Origin of the sequence: Paenibacillus sp. V4I7 (genome assembly GCF_030817275.1) — a bacterium.
GTDB lineage: Bacteria > Bacillota > Bacilli > Paenibacillales > NBRC-103111 > Paenibacillus_E.
Map to the genome: position 1 here is coordinate 1,789,463 of NZ_JAUSZD010000002.1, position 15,545 is coordinate 1,805,007.

17 protein-coding genes are annotated in these 15,545 nt (G+C 44.7%); 12 read left to right on the forward strand and 5 right to left on the reverse strand.

Annotation, left to right across the window (positions count from 1 at the left end):
• Nucleotides 1–84: 84 nt before the first annotated feature.
• From QFZ80_RS09195 to QFZ80_RS09205, 4 genes are all read right to left on the reverse strand, one after another.
• Nucleotides 85–639: a Ger(x)C family spore germination C-terminal domain-containing protein gene (locus QFZ80_RS09195; RefSeq protein ID WP_307558552.1), complete on the reverse strand. Its 555-nt coding sequence runs from the start codon at nt 637–639 to the stop codon at nt 85–87.
• 116 nt (nt 640–755) lie between these two features.
• Complete coding sequence (locus tag QFZ80_RS38920) at nt 756–1,337, reverse strand: GerAB/ArcD/ProY family transporter (protein WP_373460387.1); 582 nt, start codon at nt 1,335–1,337, stop codon at nt 756–758.
• Nucleotides 1,229–1,468, reverse strand: coding sequence for a hypothetical protein (locus QFZ80_RS09200; RefSeq protein WP_307558554.1), 240 nt, complete (start codon nt 1,466–1,468; stop codon nt 1,229–1,231). Before QFZ80_RS09200 ends, QFZ80_RS38920 begins: the two co-directional genes overlap by 109 nt.
• Before the next feature lie 11 nt (nt 1,469–1,479).
• Nucleotides 1,480–2,115 carry a spore germination protein gene (locus tag QFZ80_RS09205; RefSeq protein ID WP_307558557.1) on the reverse strand — a complete coding sequence of 212 codons (636 nt, stop codon included), beginning with the start codon at nt 2,113–2,115 and terminating at the stop codon, nt 1,480–1,482.
• Between the two features lie 388 nt (nt 2,116–2,503).
• Here QFZ80_RS09205 and QFZ80_RS09210 point away from each other — a divergent pair, with 388 nt between their 5' ends.
• From QFZ80_RS09210 to QFZ80_RS09220, 3 genes are all read left to right on the forward strand, one after another.
• Nucleotides 2,504–3,433 carry a DMT family transporter gene (locus QFZ80_RS09210; protein ID WP_307547210.1) on the forward strand — a complete coding sequence of 310 codons (930 nt, stop codon included), beginning with the start codon at nt 2,504–2,506 and terminating at the stop codon, nt 3,431–3,433.
• Nucleotides 3,434–3,618: 185 nt separating this feature from the next.
• The gene (locus QFZ80_RS09215; protein ID WP_307558559.1) at nt 3,619–4,101 is read left to right on the forward strand and encodes a YhcN/YlaJ family sporulation lipoprotein; all 483 of its coding nucleotides are present in this window, start codon (nt 3,619–3,621) and stop codon (nt 4,099–4,101) included.
• A 211-nt stretch (nt 4,102–4,312) separates the two neighbouring features.
• Nucleotides 4,313–5,668 (forward strand): flavin monoamine oxidase family protein, encoded by a 1,356-nt coding sequence (locus QFZ80_RS09220; protein WP_307558561.1) that lies wholly within the window; start codon nt 4,313–4,315, stop codon nt 5,666–5,668.
• A gap of 192 nt (nt 5,669–5,860) precedes the next feature.
• On the opposite strand, the gene QFZ80_RS09225 is transcribed toward QFZ80_RS09220, so the two are convergent.
• Nucleotides 5,861–6,223, reverse strand: coding sequence for a hypothetical protein (locus tag QFZ80_RS09225; protein ID WP_307547206.1), 363 nt, complete (start codon nt 6,221–6,223; stop codon nt 5,861–5,863).
• 246 nt (nt 6,224–6,469) lie between these two features.
• Between QFZ80_RS09225 and QFZ80_RS09230 the strand changes: the two genes are divergently transcribed.
• The 9 genes from QFZ80_RS09230 (at nt 6,470) to QFZ80_RS09270 (ending at nt 15,535) form a co-directional block, all read left to right on the forward strand.
• Nucleotides 6,470–7,114, forward strand: a complete 645-nt coding sequence (locus QFZ80_RS09230) for a chromate transporter (protein ID WP_307558563.1) — start codon at nt 6,470–6,472, stop codon at nt 7,112–7,114.
• Nucleotides 7,115–7,130: 16 nt separating this feature from the next.
• Complete coding sequence (locus QFZ80_RS09235; protein WP_307558565.1) at nt 7,131–7,673, forward strand: chromate transporter; 543 nt, start codon at nt 7,131–7,133, stop codon at nt 7,671–7,673.
• 224 nt (nt 7,674–7,897) lie between these two features.
• Nucleotides 7,898–9,466 (forward strand): phosphoenolpyruvate carboxykinase (ATP), encoded by a 1,569-nt coding sequence (gene pckA, locus QFZ80_RS09240; RefSeq protein ID WP_307558567.1) that lies wholly within the window; start codon nt 7,898–7,900, stop codon nt 9,464–9,466.
• A gap of 80 nt (nt 9,467–9,546) precedes the next feature.
• The gene (locus QFZ80_RS09245; RefSeq protein WP_307558569.1) at nt 9,547–10,158 is read left to right on the forward strand and encodes a helix-turn-helix transcriptional regulator; all 612 of its coding nucleotides are present in this window, start codon (nt 9,547–9,549) and stop codon (nt 10,156–10,158) included.
• Between the two features lie 15 nt (nt 10,159–10,173).
• The gene (locus tag QFZ80_RS09250) at nt 10,174–10,974 is read left to right on the forward strand and encodes a pyruvate, water dikinase regulatory protein (RefSeq protein WP_307558571.1); all 801 of its coding nucleotides are present in this window, start codon (nt 10,174–10,176) and stop codon (nt 10,972–10,974) included.
• 41 nt (nt 10,975–11,015) lie between these two features.
• Nucleotides 11,016–11,981 (forward strand): class II fructose-bisphosphatase, encoded by a 966-nt coding sequence (gene glpX, locus QFZ80_RS09255; RefSeq protein WP_307547201.1) that lies wholly within the window; start codon nt 11,016–11,018, stop codon nt 11,979–11,981.
• A gap of 227 nt (nt 11,982–12,208) precedes the next feature.
• Nucleotides 12,209–13,519, forward strand: a complete 1,311-nt coding sequence (gene rpoN, locus QFZ80_RS09260) for an RNA polymerase factor sigma-54 (RefSeq protein ID WP_307558574.1) — start codon at nt 12,209–12,211, stop codon at nt 13,517–13,519.
• Between the two features lie 106 nt (nt 13,520–13,625).
• Nucleotides 13,626–14,300, forward strand: a complete 675-nt coding sequence (locus QFZ80_RS09265; RefSeq protein WP_307547199.1) for a hypothetical protein — start codon at nt 13,626–13,628, stop codon at nt 14,298–14,300.
• Between the two features lie 152 nt (nt 14,301–14,452).
• Nucleotides 14,453–15,535: a Gfo/Idh/MocA family protein gene (locus QFZ80_RS09270; protein WP_307558576.1), complete on the forward strand. Its 1,083-nt coding sequence runs from the start codon at nt 14,453–14,455 to the stop codon at nt 15,533–15,535.
• Nucleotides 15,536–15,545: the final 10 nt, after the last annotated feature.

Sequence of the window (15,545 nt, forward strand, 5' to 3'; positions counted from 1 at the left end):
TTTAAGCCATTCCTCTGATTCTAGCACAGGAACATTAACGTTAAAAGAGTCTGGACCGGTTTAAGCAGCTTTCAAGGTGAAAAGCTATCGAATCATACCGTAGTCACGAATTGTGGTATCTACTTCTACACGGATATCGGCACGGGGATAAATGGATTTCCAATTCAAATTGTTCCAGTTCTCATAGCTCATACTATTACGGACGAAAGTACCAATACCCAAGTTATCCCCACCGCTGCGCTGCACATGGCTAATTATCACTTGTAATTGTTCGCGAATGGCTTCGGACAAATCCTGATCTAATTTTTTTTGCTCTTCCACTTTCTTAAACGTCGATTTTCCTGTGTACTCTAGAATAATGCCACTCAATCGAATACGGATAACGACTTGAGGGACATTTTGATCTGCACTTATCTTGCCAATGTATCGATCTTTTTTGAAAAGGGCTATCCCGTCGATTTCGACATTATCACCTTTCACAATAAGCATAGGAGCAATTGGATCAGTACCATCGTCATAATAGTCACGTACGAAACTGTAGAGAGATACATCAGGAACCTCATGGATTTTGGCTTCTTGGGTTAATAACTGATCAATGTGACTCCCGACGGATCGTATTTGTGCATATTTATGAGTCAACAGGTCTACAATCGAAATAAAGTTAAATTAAAAACGAGATCAACAATTCGTTTCACAAAAGGGAGTTCTACATAGGAGAGTAAATTGAGTACAGGATATTTCATATGCTGAAGTTGTTACAGGCTGAAAAAGCCAAAGGAAACAAATGCAACTAGCGTATAAGTAAATGTGGTGATGAGATTAGCAATTTGAAAAGCACGGATTAAGTGTGTTTTTTTATTCGTATAAGGAAATAACAAAAGGCAAAGTTCATACCCCAGAAAGGCTATGTAAACCTCAAGCCATCCTTTGAATGAGTGAGTGGCATCTTTAAACCAAAAGGTAGTCATTCGCGATAGCTCAAAATCATCATAGATATAAACCAATAGAGAAGTATTCCAGATGATAATATAGAAAGTGAGAACCGCGGTACTTGAGATACTCATAATACCCTTAGTTAAAAGTAAGAAAACAAGGATCTCAAACAAAATATACAAATAGGCGGGGTTTAGCGAGGGGAATGATAACGATTTTAGAATTAAAATATATTGTTTGCCAATCAAGCTGCCTAGAATTGCCCATAAACCAGCTAGAACACCGAAAAAAGGAACTAAAATGAATTTCGGTAAAGCAGATTGTGAAATTTCGAAAATGGATTTTCCTCTAATCGATAAGCGATTGAAATGAGCAGTAAATTGAGAGCGGCAACAGAAGAACAAACAAGTAAAGCTACCCAACCATTTGTACCGATATTCTCAGATAAAAGCCTAGGAAGGCTGAAAAGGACGACACCGGTTTGAGCGAAGTTTGCCATAATGGTGGTCTGATAAAATGGAAGCTTAGCGCGCATGAGTGTCTCCTTCATTTGTTCGGATTATTGGTGGTAGGCTTTTTAAGTTTGGTCAAAATCTGAATGGGTGCTCGGATAATTAGCTCTAACCACCGACTTGGTTTCGAAGGTGTTATTGGGTATAAATAAGACAAGCCGAACATGTTTAAACCAGATAGTTGAACCATAATAAAGCCGAGTCCACACACCAGGCCGAAATTCCCGAGGAGACCAGTCATTATAATAATTCCAAATCGCAGCAAGCGAATGGAAGAGCTCATGTTATAGTTTGGTATGACGAATGAGGCGATAGCCGAAATAGCAACCGAGATTATGAGAATGTTACTTGTGATACCAGCTTGAACGGCCGCTTGGCCGATGACAATCCCGCCGACTGTGCCAATGGTAGGTCCGATTTTGGTAGGTAAGCGTGCCCCTGCTTCACGAAGCAGCTCGATGGTCATTTCCATGACGATGGCCTCGACAAGTGGGGAAAACGGTACTTTATTGCGGGATTCCATTAAGTTGAGCAGTAGAGACGGTGGTATCATTTCATAGTGATAAGTAACGAGTGATACATAGAGTGCAGTAAAGCAGAGTGTAATGAATAAGGCAATGAAGCGTAGAATTCGGACAGCGGAGGCAACAGCCCACGGTAGGTTTGTCACTGAAAGGCTCTATGGCATCTTTTCTTAAAGCCTCTGAGCTGACAAGGTGACTGAAATAAATGATATCGATTTGCTGAAGCGGGAGATGTAGGTGAGATAAATCTGAGCAATCGCGTAGCGATTTCAAAGTCTGCTCTAGCAGACTATTTTCACTCTTCAAGTCTCCATTCATGCCTACCGATCTCCTTCCTCGCTGTGAATCAGGATTGCCCAATATTTCCATCCTTTATTATGTTTCTTTTTGGAATTCGCTATTCGAGTTCATGGAAACGATCCCAATCAAGAGTCTAATTTTCCATACATCGCCTTGTGGGTTAAATCATATGTTATCATGATGATGACTAAGTGAATGATCCAAGAGATATTCAAAAAAGGAGCACGAATCTATATGATCAAACATTCCCCCTACATTCTGCTAGTTCTCGCCACATGTATATGGGGAGGCAATTTTGTTGCTGGCAAGGCGCTTGTCCTTCACATTCCGCCGATTACGATGGCTGCACTACGTTGGAGTATTGCTTTTATTTGTCTTCTTCCATTCTTTGGAAGGCAGGCTTGGCAGTTAAGAACTGAATTTCTCCGCAGCTGGAAAATGATCCTTTTTCTGTCCGCAACCGGTGTTGCTGGATTCAATACGTTAACCTATGTGGCTGTCCAATATACAGGTTCGATTAATGCTTCGTTAATGAATTCGGCCACGCCTATCATGGTTGTGCTTTTAACCTGGTTAGTTATGAAAGAGCGGTTCGCTTGGTCAGCATTACCTGGAATTCTGGTGTCCATGGCTGGTGTGAGCTGGATTATTAGTCGGGGGAGTGTGTCCGCGCTATTGAGTCTTTCTTTTAACAAAGGCGACCTGTTCATGCTAGTGGCTGTTTTGTGTTGGGCTCTATATTCGGTGGGTATGAAAAAGATGTCAGGAAGATTCCCATCCAGTCCTTTTTTACTGATTCAAATGAGTGTGGCCTTAGTTCTGCTGCTTCCGCTTTCGGCAGTGGAATGGGCGCTGAAATCACCACACGTTGACTGGAGTCCACCTCTTGTAACAGGTCTTATTTATATTGGTTTATTTGCGTCGATTGTTGCTTTCTTGAGCTGGAATCGTGCCATTGAGCTTGCTGGACCTCAGCGATGTGCTGGTTTTCTGAATTTGATTCCGATGTTCAGTGCCATTTTTGCAACTGCTTTTACCGGGGAAGCGTTAAGGATGTATCATCTTTTAGGGGCTATTTGGATCGTGGTTGGGGTGTATATCACGAATTATGCAATTAAGAAGCAGCAGATGAGAGGTGCAAGAATAGAGATAGCAAAGACCTAGCGGTACTTCCGCTAGGTCTTTTTCTTTAATTGTGACCAAATGTACATATTGACGCTTCACCGTGGAATCATCTCGAAGGAAAATATGGCTTGAAATCGAGCATCTAAGACGTATGACGAATGAATATGAACATGATTGATAAAGCATACTAAACATAGTTATATACACAGAAGGGGTGTAATAAGATGTTTGTAATCAAAGGTTCCCAGAAAGTTTTAGTTTTCACTATAGCGACCATGGTGATATTTATGTCGGGATGTACAGCTAATCCAAATAACCTTAAACAGCAAGGTGCGCCAATCACACAGCAACAGATTCAACAACCAAGTAATGGGGAGAATCGCATTCAAATAGCGAGTGAAGGGGCAGCTAAAATTGCAGAGCTAAACAGTGTAAAGCAAGCAAATGTGCTGGTAACCAAAAGAAATGCCTATGTTGCAGCTGTGTTAGAAAACGACCAACAATTAACACGTGATATAGAAGACCAAATTGCAAATCAAGTCAGGGCAACGGATCCGAATATCCAGAATGTTTACGTCTCAACAAATCCAGATATGATGGACCGCTTCAATACATATGTACTTGATGTTCAACAAGGAAGACCTGTTGCCGGTTTTGTTGAACAGTTTAATGAGATCGTGTATAGAATTTTCCCTAACGCCAAATAATTTTCATGCCTACTCATCCCTGAGATTGGAGGATACAGAATTTTATATAGCTAATATCTTATTAGGGATGGGAAAAAATTCATGAGCAGGCAGCCGGTATTTTACCGGCTGCCTGCTGTGTTCAATTGAAGTAACGTATATAAGAAAATGCATTCCATACAAGAAGCCGGAAGACGGAGCGGTCGGCGATAGATAAATGGGGGGAAGCAAAGTGACGGCAAACCGGCATACTGACGTCATCATAGTGGGGGCCGGACTGGCAGGACTTTCAGCGGCGCTTGAATTGCGACGGAATGGCAAAACGGTCGTCGTATTAGAAGCGCAAAACCGCGTCGGCGGTAGAGTGTTCAGCGAACAGCGGGATGGCATTATAATCGATTACGGTGCTCAGTGGATTTCGCCATACCAGACGCGGGTCCATGCCCTGATAAAACGGTATGGGCTTGCGACGACGCCGACGTATCGGCAAGGAAACACATTGTTTATAATGCGTGGAAAACGATGGACTAGCCGATCCGACGTCCCGCCATTGCCGGTATCATCGAAACTCGATCTGTACCGGGTCCGGCATAAGCTGGACACGATGTCGGAAAGGATCGATCGGGAGGAGCCATGGCGCTCGGTATTAGCAGAACGGCTCGATTCGCAAACAATGGAAACTTGGCTAGCGAAGACAATGTTTACGTCTCAAGGCCAATCGTTTTGCCGTTTGATTGCCGAGGAAGAGTTGAGCGGAACTTTAACCGAAGTGTCGATGCTCGACTTCATGTGGGAACTCGTCTCGGCCGGTGGTGTAGACCGGTTGTTCACTGGTGAGGAGGCTTGGATCGTGGAAGGGGCGCATTCGTTACCTGATCGTATTGCGGCCGAGCTAGGGGAAGCCGTACGGTTACAAAGCCCAGTGCAGCGAATTGAGTGGGGTGTTGGCGGCGTATCGGTGCATACGGGGGATGGGGGTTGTTGGAAGGGGGACAAAGTGATCGTGGCGATTCCACCTACGTTTACGATCCGGATCGACTATGATCCACCTCTCCCATTCATGCGTGACCAACTGTGTCAAAAGGTCGGGCAGGGTTCGGCCAGTAAGTTCGTCGTCGTCTATGAGTATCCGTTTTGGCGGAAAAATGGAATGAATGGAATGGCGTACTCCGACTCAGACCTGATCAGAGCGACGATGGACAGTACGATGCCGGGCCAAAGCCTGGGCGTGCTAACGGCACTTTCGAGCGGCCGGGAAGCGCGTAACTTGGGTTTGATGGAAGAACGGGAGCGGGAAAAGGAAGTGCTGCGCTGCCTAGCTAATTTTTTCGGCGATTCGGCTTTACGGCCTCTAGCGTATTACGAAAAAGATTGGTCCGCTGACCGATGGGCGAGAGGTGGTTACGGAGCTCATTTCGGTCCAGGCGTGCTGAGTCAGTTTGGTCCATCTCTGACCGAACCAGTCGGTCCGATCCATTGGGCAGGATCGGAAACCGCTTCGGAATGGCGGCTATACATGGAAGGGGCCTTGCAGTCGGGTGAGCGAGCCGCTAAGGAAGTTCTCGCATCAACCGAGCGCCAGACATGACTTTACAGATTTCAATAGGCATCAAATTTTTTTGATGCCTTTTAAGATATTTGATGGCGGGCTCATTGGGTTTCTTTAAATGTGGGTATAATTATTTTTATAATCGATGGCATGATTATCTACGTCGGAGGAACCACCGGCGTGCAAAAAAACTGCGTCCCCTACAACCGTAGAAAACGCAGTTTTTTTGTTTTAACCGATTTTCTCCATATGCGCATGATTGCGGCGAAGGAGATCAACAGCTGCCGGATAATCGGCATCGCTGACTTTAGCTGAAAGCACATAATGAAGAACATCTTCATTCTCATCCCTATAATCCGAAGAATGATTCTCGACGGTTGGCATTACACCTACAATTCCGACACCATTATTCAAATTCGTTTCCCCGCCAGTTCCAACTCCATCTACGAAAGGCAGCAGTACACGTCCGGTACCATTGAAGCCATCTGGTAATCTGCCAACTTCGAGCATGTCCGGACTATACTTCAGCAGTAGAACCTTCGCATCTTCGGCTTGATTTTCAGTGTGAAAATAGGCTTGAATCATTCGGCTCATGAATATTCACTCCTTTTATTAGGTGAGGGTAAGTTGTTCCTATAGAAAACTTACCCTGAAAGTGGAAGAAGCCTACCTTTCAATCAAAATAAATTAAACTTAGATTAATAATCGGGATGATCGGGATTAAATTAGACATCCATCCTGCATTATAAGGGATAATTACAGAAAGGATTAAATCTTTTGATTGGACAAATCACTGTCTTTAGTTCAAAATAGAATTAAGTGCAGAGGAGGTCAACCAACATGCCGATGAATAACTTTCGTCATTTACTTCGTATTTTTTGGACGTTTCTTCGTATCAGTCCACTCACATTCGGTGGTGGTTATGCCATGCTGCCTGCCATTCAAAGAGAGGTTGTCGTTACGAACAAGTGGATGACCGACGATGAGATGTCGGAACTGCTTGCTATTTCAGGAGCCGCTCCGGGTGGTGTAGGCGTTAATGTATCAGCTTTAGTAGGGTATCATATGGCAGGAATAAGAGGAGCAGTATCAGCCGTCATTGGCATTACGCTTCCTACTTTTTTTATCGTGATACTGCTTAGTATCATTTATACATTCCTTCAAAGTTATCCCAAGATGCAAGCCATTATGGAAGGTATCCATGCTGCTATCGTTGGATTAATCGCTGCCGCTGCTTACAAAATGGCGAAATCCTCTATTATAGATAAAATGACGCTAATAGCCGCAGTTAGTACCGTTCTACTGCTGCTCTTCATACCGATTTCACCTATTATAATGATTATAGTCGGTCTGTTGGTCGGGATTGCCGTTGTTTTCCTGAAACAACGTTGGGGAATGAAGAATCCGATCAAGAGGAAAGAAGACTCAATGTCAGGGGACAAAAGCAATCGTGCAGCCGATTATTACTTCGCAGACGGGATTTGAGGAATGAGGTGGATCTATGCTCTTAAGTTTATTTATTACTTTCTTTAAAATTGGCATTATCTCATTCGGTGGCGGTTATGCTATGATGCCTGTTATCCAACGTGAAGTGGAAAGACATCAATGGCTCACTTCAGATGATTTTAATAACGTTATAGCCTTAGCTGGTACAGGACCCGGACCGATTGCAACGAATAGTGCCACATTAATCGGTTTTCATACAGCCGGTGTGCCTGGTGCTATTGCAGCTACGCTAGGGATGGTTTTGCCTTCACTCATACTTATCATCGCATTAGCCGCTTTTTTGTATAAATGGCACGCGAATAAATGGTTTAAATCTTCTTTCTATGGTTTGAAACCGGTAGTAACGGGCTTTATCATTTTTGCAGCGATACACTTCGGGTGGTCGGGGTTAGGTCCAGTGAAGTACCAAATATCATGGGACCAAATTGCGACGGTGCTTATTGCAGTAGGTGCCTTTCTGGCCATTATTAAATATAAGCTGCATCCTTTTATGGTCATCGTATTTGCGGGTGTACTGGGCATTGTTTTTTTTCAGTAATTTATAAAGGCGTATTCTTATAGGGCTCTCTTTTCATTCCTTCAGATGGAGTGAAAGGAGATTTTTTCGTATTATTGTGTATTATTTGTGTCGAATAGTGATAAAAAATTATTTTATGTGCTATAAACAATATTATATTCACTTATTTCGTTATATAATGTACACTATATAATAAATAGAACACACTATATAGATGATGCCTTATGGATGAGAGGAATGGGAGAATGAGCATAGAACTAAAGGTTGAACAGTTAAGAGCAGGTGCCACCCACTACAATTTGTCAGTGTCAGAACTAATGAAAATGAGCATCGAACGCAAAGAAGGATCTTTCGCGTCCTCAGGAGCGCTTCAAGTGAACACTGGTAAATATACAGGGCGTTCTCCCAAGGACAAATACATTGTAAATGAACCTTCAGTAACTGATCATATCGATTGGGGAGCTGTGAATCAGCCGATGTCGGAGCAGCAGTTCGAGCGGCTATATCAAAAAGCGCAAGACTACATGGCAAAGAAAGAATTGTTCATCTTTGATGGCTTTGCAGGAGCAGATTTGGCGTACAGGCTGCCGATTCGAGTGGTCAATGAGTATGCTTGGCACAATTTATTCGCCCGACAACTGTTTATCCGTCCAAGTAAGATGGAACTGCTGGCACATAAGCCTGAGTTCACGGTCATTGCTCTGCCTGGCTTAAAAGCCGACCCACTCACCGACGGTACCAGGTCAGAAACGTTCATCTGCCTCTCCTTTGAGAAAAAGATCGTACTCATTGGTGGTACGGAGTACGCGGGTGAAATGAAGAAATCCATTTTCAGCGTTTTGAATTATATCTTGCCTGGTCAAGATGTCCTACCTATGCATTGCTCGGCCAATGTTAGTGAGGAAGGAAATGTAGCCTTGTTCTTCGGGTTATCTGGCACGGGGAAAACGACACTTTCGGCTGATCCGAATCGCCGTCTCATTGGCGATGATGAACACGGCTGGTCGGACACGGGCGTGTTTAATTTCGAGGGAGGCTGCTACGCAAAATGCGCTGGCCTTACCGAAGAGAAGGAGCCGCAGATTTGGCAGGCAATCCGATTCGGCACTGTTTTGGAGAATGTAGTGCTTGATCCTACGAGTGGCATTGCCGAATACGGCAATACGCAGATTACGGAGAATACACGTGCAGCCTATCCTTTGGAATATATCCCTGGAGTGAAGATTCCGGGAACCGCCGGTCACCCTGATGTCATCATGTTCTTGACGGCAGATGCCTCCGGAGTTCTGCCTCCTATATCCAAGCTGACGAAAGAACAAGCGATGTACCACTTCTTGTCTGGCTACACGTCCAAGCTTGCAGGTACGGAACGTGGAGTTACGGAACCGGAAGCCACATTCTCTACTTGTTTCGGGGCGCCTTTCCTGCCGCTTCGTCCTTACGTTTATGCAGAGATGCTGGGGCGTAAGATCGAAGAACATAAGGCCAACGTTTACCTCATTAATACAGGTTGGGTTGGCGGTTCTTATGGTGAAGGCGAGCGTATGAATTTAGTGTATACAAGAGCGATGGTTACAGCTGCTCTAAACGGCAGCTTGGAGAAGACGACGTTCACGGAAGTTCCCTTCTTCGGTTTATTAAGTCCTGATTCGGTACCAGGGGTTCCGAGCGAGCTCTTGCTGCCAAGGAACACTTGGCAAGATCAAAGTCAATATGACGTCAAGGCGAAGGAATTAGCGCAGCGTTTTATCCATAACTTCAATAAATTCAAGGGTGTCGATGATCGTATCATCGCTGCTGGACCTAAGATTTGAAACGATGTTTAGATGAGTTAGAATAGGTAAGACATGAATGATGAAAGGAGGGAAACATCATAGAGCTTACATCCCGACAGATGGAAATTATCGATCTCGTCAAAAAGAATGCACCTATTACAGGGGAACGAATTGCTGAATTGCTTGGAATTAGCCGTCCAACCATTCGTTCTGACCTTGCTGTTTTGGTTATGCTTCGCTATATTGATGCCAAACCCAAGGTTGGATATTTCCTAGGAACGGCTGCTCTTGAAGTAGATTCACCTTTCAAACATATAGAAGCAGTAAGAGTAAAGGATGTTATGGGAATTCCTGTTGTTCTAAGGGAAACCGTCACCGTAAGTGATGCTGTAGTCACTCTTTTTCTTGAAAATGTAGGAAGCTTGATTATCGTGAATATGCAGGGGGCTTTGGCTGGTATCGTTACACGGAAAGACTTGCTGAAGGTTACGCTTGGGCAGGCTACGGCAAATACAATGCCGGTTTCACTAGTCATGACTAGGCATCCGAATATTGTGACGGTAAACCCGGATGACAGTGTATTAGAAGCAGCGCGGAAAATGATTCATCATCAAGTAGATGGGCTGCCTGTGGTTAAGGGTGCGGCTGATCAAGATCCAGATGAAGTGGTTGGCCGAATTACGAAAACAACAATGACCAAATTGCTGCTCGATGTAGCGCTGGGGACTTAATCAGGGGGAGTGTAAGTGGGAGAGAAGATCCATACGATTTTCGTTTGTTCGGATTCAGTGGGGGAAACGGCGAATACTGTCGTACAAGCAACGATCCGTCAATTTAATGCAAGCCAAGTGCAAGTCAGGCGTTTCGGATCGATCCGAACGGAAGATGAAGTACGCGCTTTAGTAGAAGAGGCAGCGAAAGTGGATGGTTTCATTGCTTATACGCTAGTACTACCTGAGCTTAGAGAGATGATGCGGCAGGAAGCCATACGTTTAAGTGTAAATGCCATTGATATCATGGGACCCATGATGCAGGCTTTCATAGATACCTTTAAGGGTTCCCCGAAGCGGAAAGTCGGTCTGCTTTATCAGTTAGATGAACAATATTACCAACGGGTAGAAGCGGTCGAGTTCACAGTAAACAGTGACGATGGCAAAGACCCAAGCGCTATGAAGCAAGCGCATATTGTTTTAATTGGACCTTCCCGAACCTCCAAAACGCCACTCAGTATTTATTTGGCGCACAAAGGCTATAAGGTGGCGAATTACCCGCTTGTTCCTGAGGTAAAGCCGCCTGCAATTATATATGAGCTAGACCCGAGTAAATTAATTGGTTTGACGATGAGTCCCGAGCAACTGGTACGTATTCGTACGGAACGTCTGAAAGCGGTTGGACTTCCTTTTGGCGCTAAATATGCGACAGGGGAGCGAGTCGAAGAAGAGCTGGCATTCGCAATGAAATTATATCGTGAGCTTGGTTGTACGATCATCGATGTAAGTGAGAAAGCCATTGAAGAAACGGCTGGTCTGATTCTAGCAGACAGATAGCCAGGAAGCCAACATTTCCTAATAGAAAGGGTGAATGATGTATGCAAAGAGATTTGTCTCTGGAAATTGTACGAGTAACAGAATCTGCAGCTTTAGCGTCCGCACGTTGGACGGGAAAAGGGAATAAACACAGCGCTGACGAGGCAGCAACTTCTGCTATGCGTTCTATTTTTAGCTCCATGCCATTCCGAGGAACGGTTGTCATTGGTGAAGGGGAGATGGATGAAGCCCCGATGCTGTTCATCGGTGAGTCTTTAGGAAATGGGTTGGGTCCCGAATATGATGTAGCTGTTGATCCGCTCGAAGGTACCGATATTGTAGCTAGCGGCAGGAGTAATGCCCTGTCCGTAGTAGCTATAGCTGAGAAAGGGAACCTGCTGCATGCACCGGATATGTATATGGAGAAGCTGGCAGTAGGACCGCGTTTGGTTGGCAAATTGAACTTGGATGATCCCCTCGAATTAACGATTAGAAAGGCCGCTGTATTGTTACAAAAAGAGATAACAGAACTGACTGTCTCCATCTTAGATCGCAAAAGACATGCAGATAAAATCCTTGTTTTACGGACGCTAGGTGTTAAAATTCATTTACTGAATGATGGTGATGTTGCGGGTGCAATGGCAGCAGCTTTCCCAGAGACGGGCATCGATCTACATGTGGGTTCCGGAGGCGCGCCGGAAGGGGTGCTCGCAGCGGCTGCCCTCCGTTGTATGGGAGGCGAATTTCAAGGACGGCTGCTTCCAGATAATGAAGAAGAGATACAGCGGTGCAAGGAAATGGGGATTGTTGATCCATCCAAAGTGCTAGGGATGCGCGAGTTAGTAGGCGAATCTGACATTTATTTCGCTGCAACTGGTGTAACCTCGGGAGACTTCCTGAGTGGCGTGAAATTTCTATTTGGCGGCCGTGCAGAAACACATTCGGTCGTTATGAGGGCGCAAACTCAGACGGTTCGTTTCATCCAATGCGTGCATCAGATGCATGAGTACCATCTCGGGAGTGCCTGAGCAGACATATAGAGGACTACAATCAACGCATGCAAAGAAATCTCTCTTTCTATAAGGAGAGATTTCTTTGTGTTTAACAATGGATCAACTTTTAGGATGTTACCATAAGCAGAATGGCTTTAAATAGAGCTAAAATAGATTTATAATAATCGTAAGCGTTTTCACAAAAGCAACTTATGCTCACCACGAAAAGTGTTGCCAAGGCAAAACTCAAGGAGGAACTAGGTATGAGAATAGGCAATAGTCTAACACAAGTGCAGAACCAAAAGCTAACGATGACTCTTGAACTGCAACAGTCCATTCATATATTGCAATTATCAAGCTATGAATTGTCGCAGTACCTCCAAGAGCAAGCCTTGGAAAACCCCCTACTGGATATCGAGTCTTTCACAAGTTCTTATTTGAAATCGGGTAAATCTTCACAAACGGCGGGGTCAATGACAGATCCACTATGGAAGGCGAAGGCAAGGGAGGAAACATTGGAACAGTGGCTTCTCAGCCAACTGCGGATAGCAGGGGTTTCCTATACCTTATATCAGACAGCAGCCTATTTGGCAGGAAATTTAGATGATAGAGGCTATTTACCCCTCTCCATTACGGAAGCAAGCTCGTTTTTGAATAAGCCTAGCGAGGCTGTTGAAGAAGCGCTAACTTGCTTACAGTCGCTGGATCCGCCGGGTGTAGGAGCGAGAGACTTGCAGGAATGCTTATTGCTTCAGATTTCCAGGGATCCGGCCGCACCGTATGGCACTTTTGAAGTGGTCAGCCAATATATGCAGCAGCTTGCTCAGATGAAGCTGGATAAGATTGCGCTGCAATTAGGTGTAACACGTATACAAGTGAAGGAGATCGTCACGTATATTCGTAGTTTGAACCCACGACCTGGTGTGGCCTTCAGCTGGATCGAAGAATCTTATATGACTCCGGATGCTACGATTTATAAAGAACAAGGGAACATCGTAATCCAAATGAACGCGGGAGCCGTTCCCAAGACGTCAGTCAATAAGGACTATTATAGTCATATCCAGCATGCGGGTTGTAAAGAAGCGGTTTCCTTTCTTAAAGAAAAATGGAAAACAGCCGATTGGGTTGTGCGGAGTTTGGAACAGCGGAAGATGACCCTGTACCGGGTCATTCGGGCTATTTTTGAAGAACAGCTGACTTTTTTAGAGATCGGCGAACGTGGCATGAAGCCCCTAACCTTAAAAATGATATCCGAGAAGCTTGATCTCCATGAATCTACGATAAGTAGAACGGTACAAAACAAATACATTCGTACCCCCTATGGAGTGCTTGAGCTTAAATATTTCTTTTCCTCGGGACTGCAATCGGATGTAGGGGAACTAACGTCTATCAAAACGATCAAGTTAAGAATCAAAGAACTCATTTCACAGGAACATAAGAAACAGCCTTATTCCGATCAAAAGGTTGTAGAAATCTTATCGGAAGAGGGCATTCACATTTCACGCAGAACGGTGACCAAATATCGTGAAGAGCTGCATATTTTATCTTCTGCACTGCGTAAGAATATTTTGTAAGCATAAACCCGCCAGAGGCAATTTCTCTCGGCGGGCTTGTCACTCATGGGCCAAGTTCTCTGCCGCATATACTTTAGTTGACAATGATGCGAAAAGAGGGATAACGATGAGTTTGACCCCAATTGATTTCCATACCGTCGTCCGAAGCTATATACCTCAGGAAGCCGAGGTTGTCATATTGCAGAGGGAGGGGAGCCCCGCGGCTATTATTTATGCGGATGTAGATGGTGATGGTCACCCTGAAATCACAGCCTTGTATAGATATTTAGACAATCAGTATCTGTTTTCCTTGAAAAACTATTCCGGTAATTGGTTTCCAATTGCCTCTGCTGCAACAGGTAGAATCCAAGCAATTACGGATTTCGCGGCGGCCCCAGTGTCACGAAGAGAAGGTTGGGACCTGCTTATTGGCTGGCAAAATGAGCGTGAATCCTCCTCCGAGCTCGATATCGTGCAGTGGACACCAACCGGTTTCCAACGTCTGATTCCTCCGGGAACTTTCTACAACCATCTGGAAATTGAAGATATGCCCGGTCGAGACGGAAGAGACGGCCTTTGCGAAATAGCACTGTGGGTGCATGAGCAGGATCAGGCCTACCATGTGGAAACCTATCGATGGGATCCTTACCGACTTGTCCCCATACAAGATGTATATTCGTATTATTTTCAGAAGGTCACTCGTTACTATGAGGATTTAACCCGTGATCATCCGGATGAGCAAAGCTACAGAAGTTATCTGGAGGATGCGCAAAGGAAAGCAGGAGGAAGCTTGTCATCGTAGAAACATTATAAACCAGGCGGTTAACACCGTCTGGTTTTTTCGTGTCGTAATTTCTTAACTTGATTGTCCTAAAGTTAGACTAAAAATATCGTTATTCCTATGCTACATTTAAGACAGATGTCTTAATATCACATAGCGATGAGGTAATCTCAATGAACAAAACGTTGAAGATCGGCATTATTGGCGGCGGCGGTATTGCTGGCGCTCATGTAAGAGCATATCGTGAGCTAGCTGACGTAGAGATTGTAGCGGTAGCGGATGCGGTACCAGGCAAAGCGGCACAATTCATTGATTTTTGGAAAATTCCTTCGGCACAAGCCTTTGATGATTATCGGCAGCTGCTGGAATTAGACCTTGATGGGGTAAGCATTTGCACACCCAATGTGGCTCACCATCGGACAACAGTAGATTCTTTACTGGCGGGGAAGAACGTTATGCTGGAGAAGCCGATGTCCGTCACGCTGGAAGAAGCCGTCGAGATGGCGCAAACGGCCAAGAAAACGGGTTTCATGCTCAATGTTGGTTTCCAGCCGAGATATGATCCTAATATGAAAATTATTCAGGACGTGGTTCAGTCCGGTCAACTTGGTAAGGTCTATTATGTAGAAACAGGCGGAGGACGCCGCAGAGGCATGCCTGGCGGTACATTTATTAGCAAGGAAATCGCCGGAGCAGGAGCAATGGCTGATATCGGTTGTTACTCACTCGATATGGCTCTGAATGCGATGGGTTATCCGAAACCGCTTACCGTATCCGCTTACAGCAGTAACTACTTTGGAACGAATCCGTTATATCATAAAGAAGCTAGTCGATTCGATGTGGAAGATTTCGGTGTTGCGATGATCCGTTTTGAAGACGATCTCGTGCTGAATTTCAAAATTTCATGGGCGATGCATATGGATACACTAGGACCAACCTTATTCCTAGGTACGGATGGTGGTCTCAAAGTAACGCCAGCCGGTAAAGGGCCATGGAGCGGAGTGTTTGATGGAAATGTGGGTTCTATTGCCTATTTCCACGACGTTCGCGGACATCATACGGAAAGCCAAATTCCGCTGATTGATCATAAGTTAAATTTGTTTAATGAAAAAGTCCGCGATTTCGTAGAAGCTGTCCGGGAAGGCAAACCAGCCCCGATTCCTGGCGAACAAATCGTTCGCAATCAAGCAATCATTGATGGCATCATTCGGTCATCGCTCATTAAATGCGAAGTCGCTATCGAACTTCCTAATTAACTCAAAACTA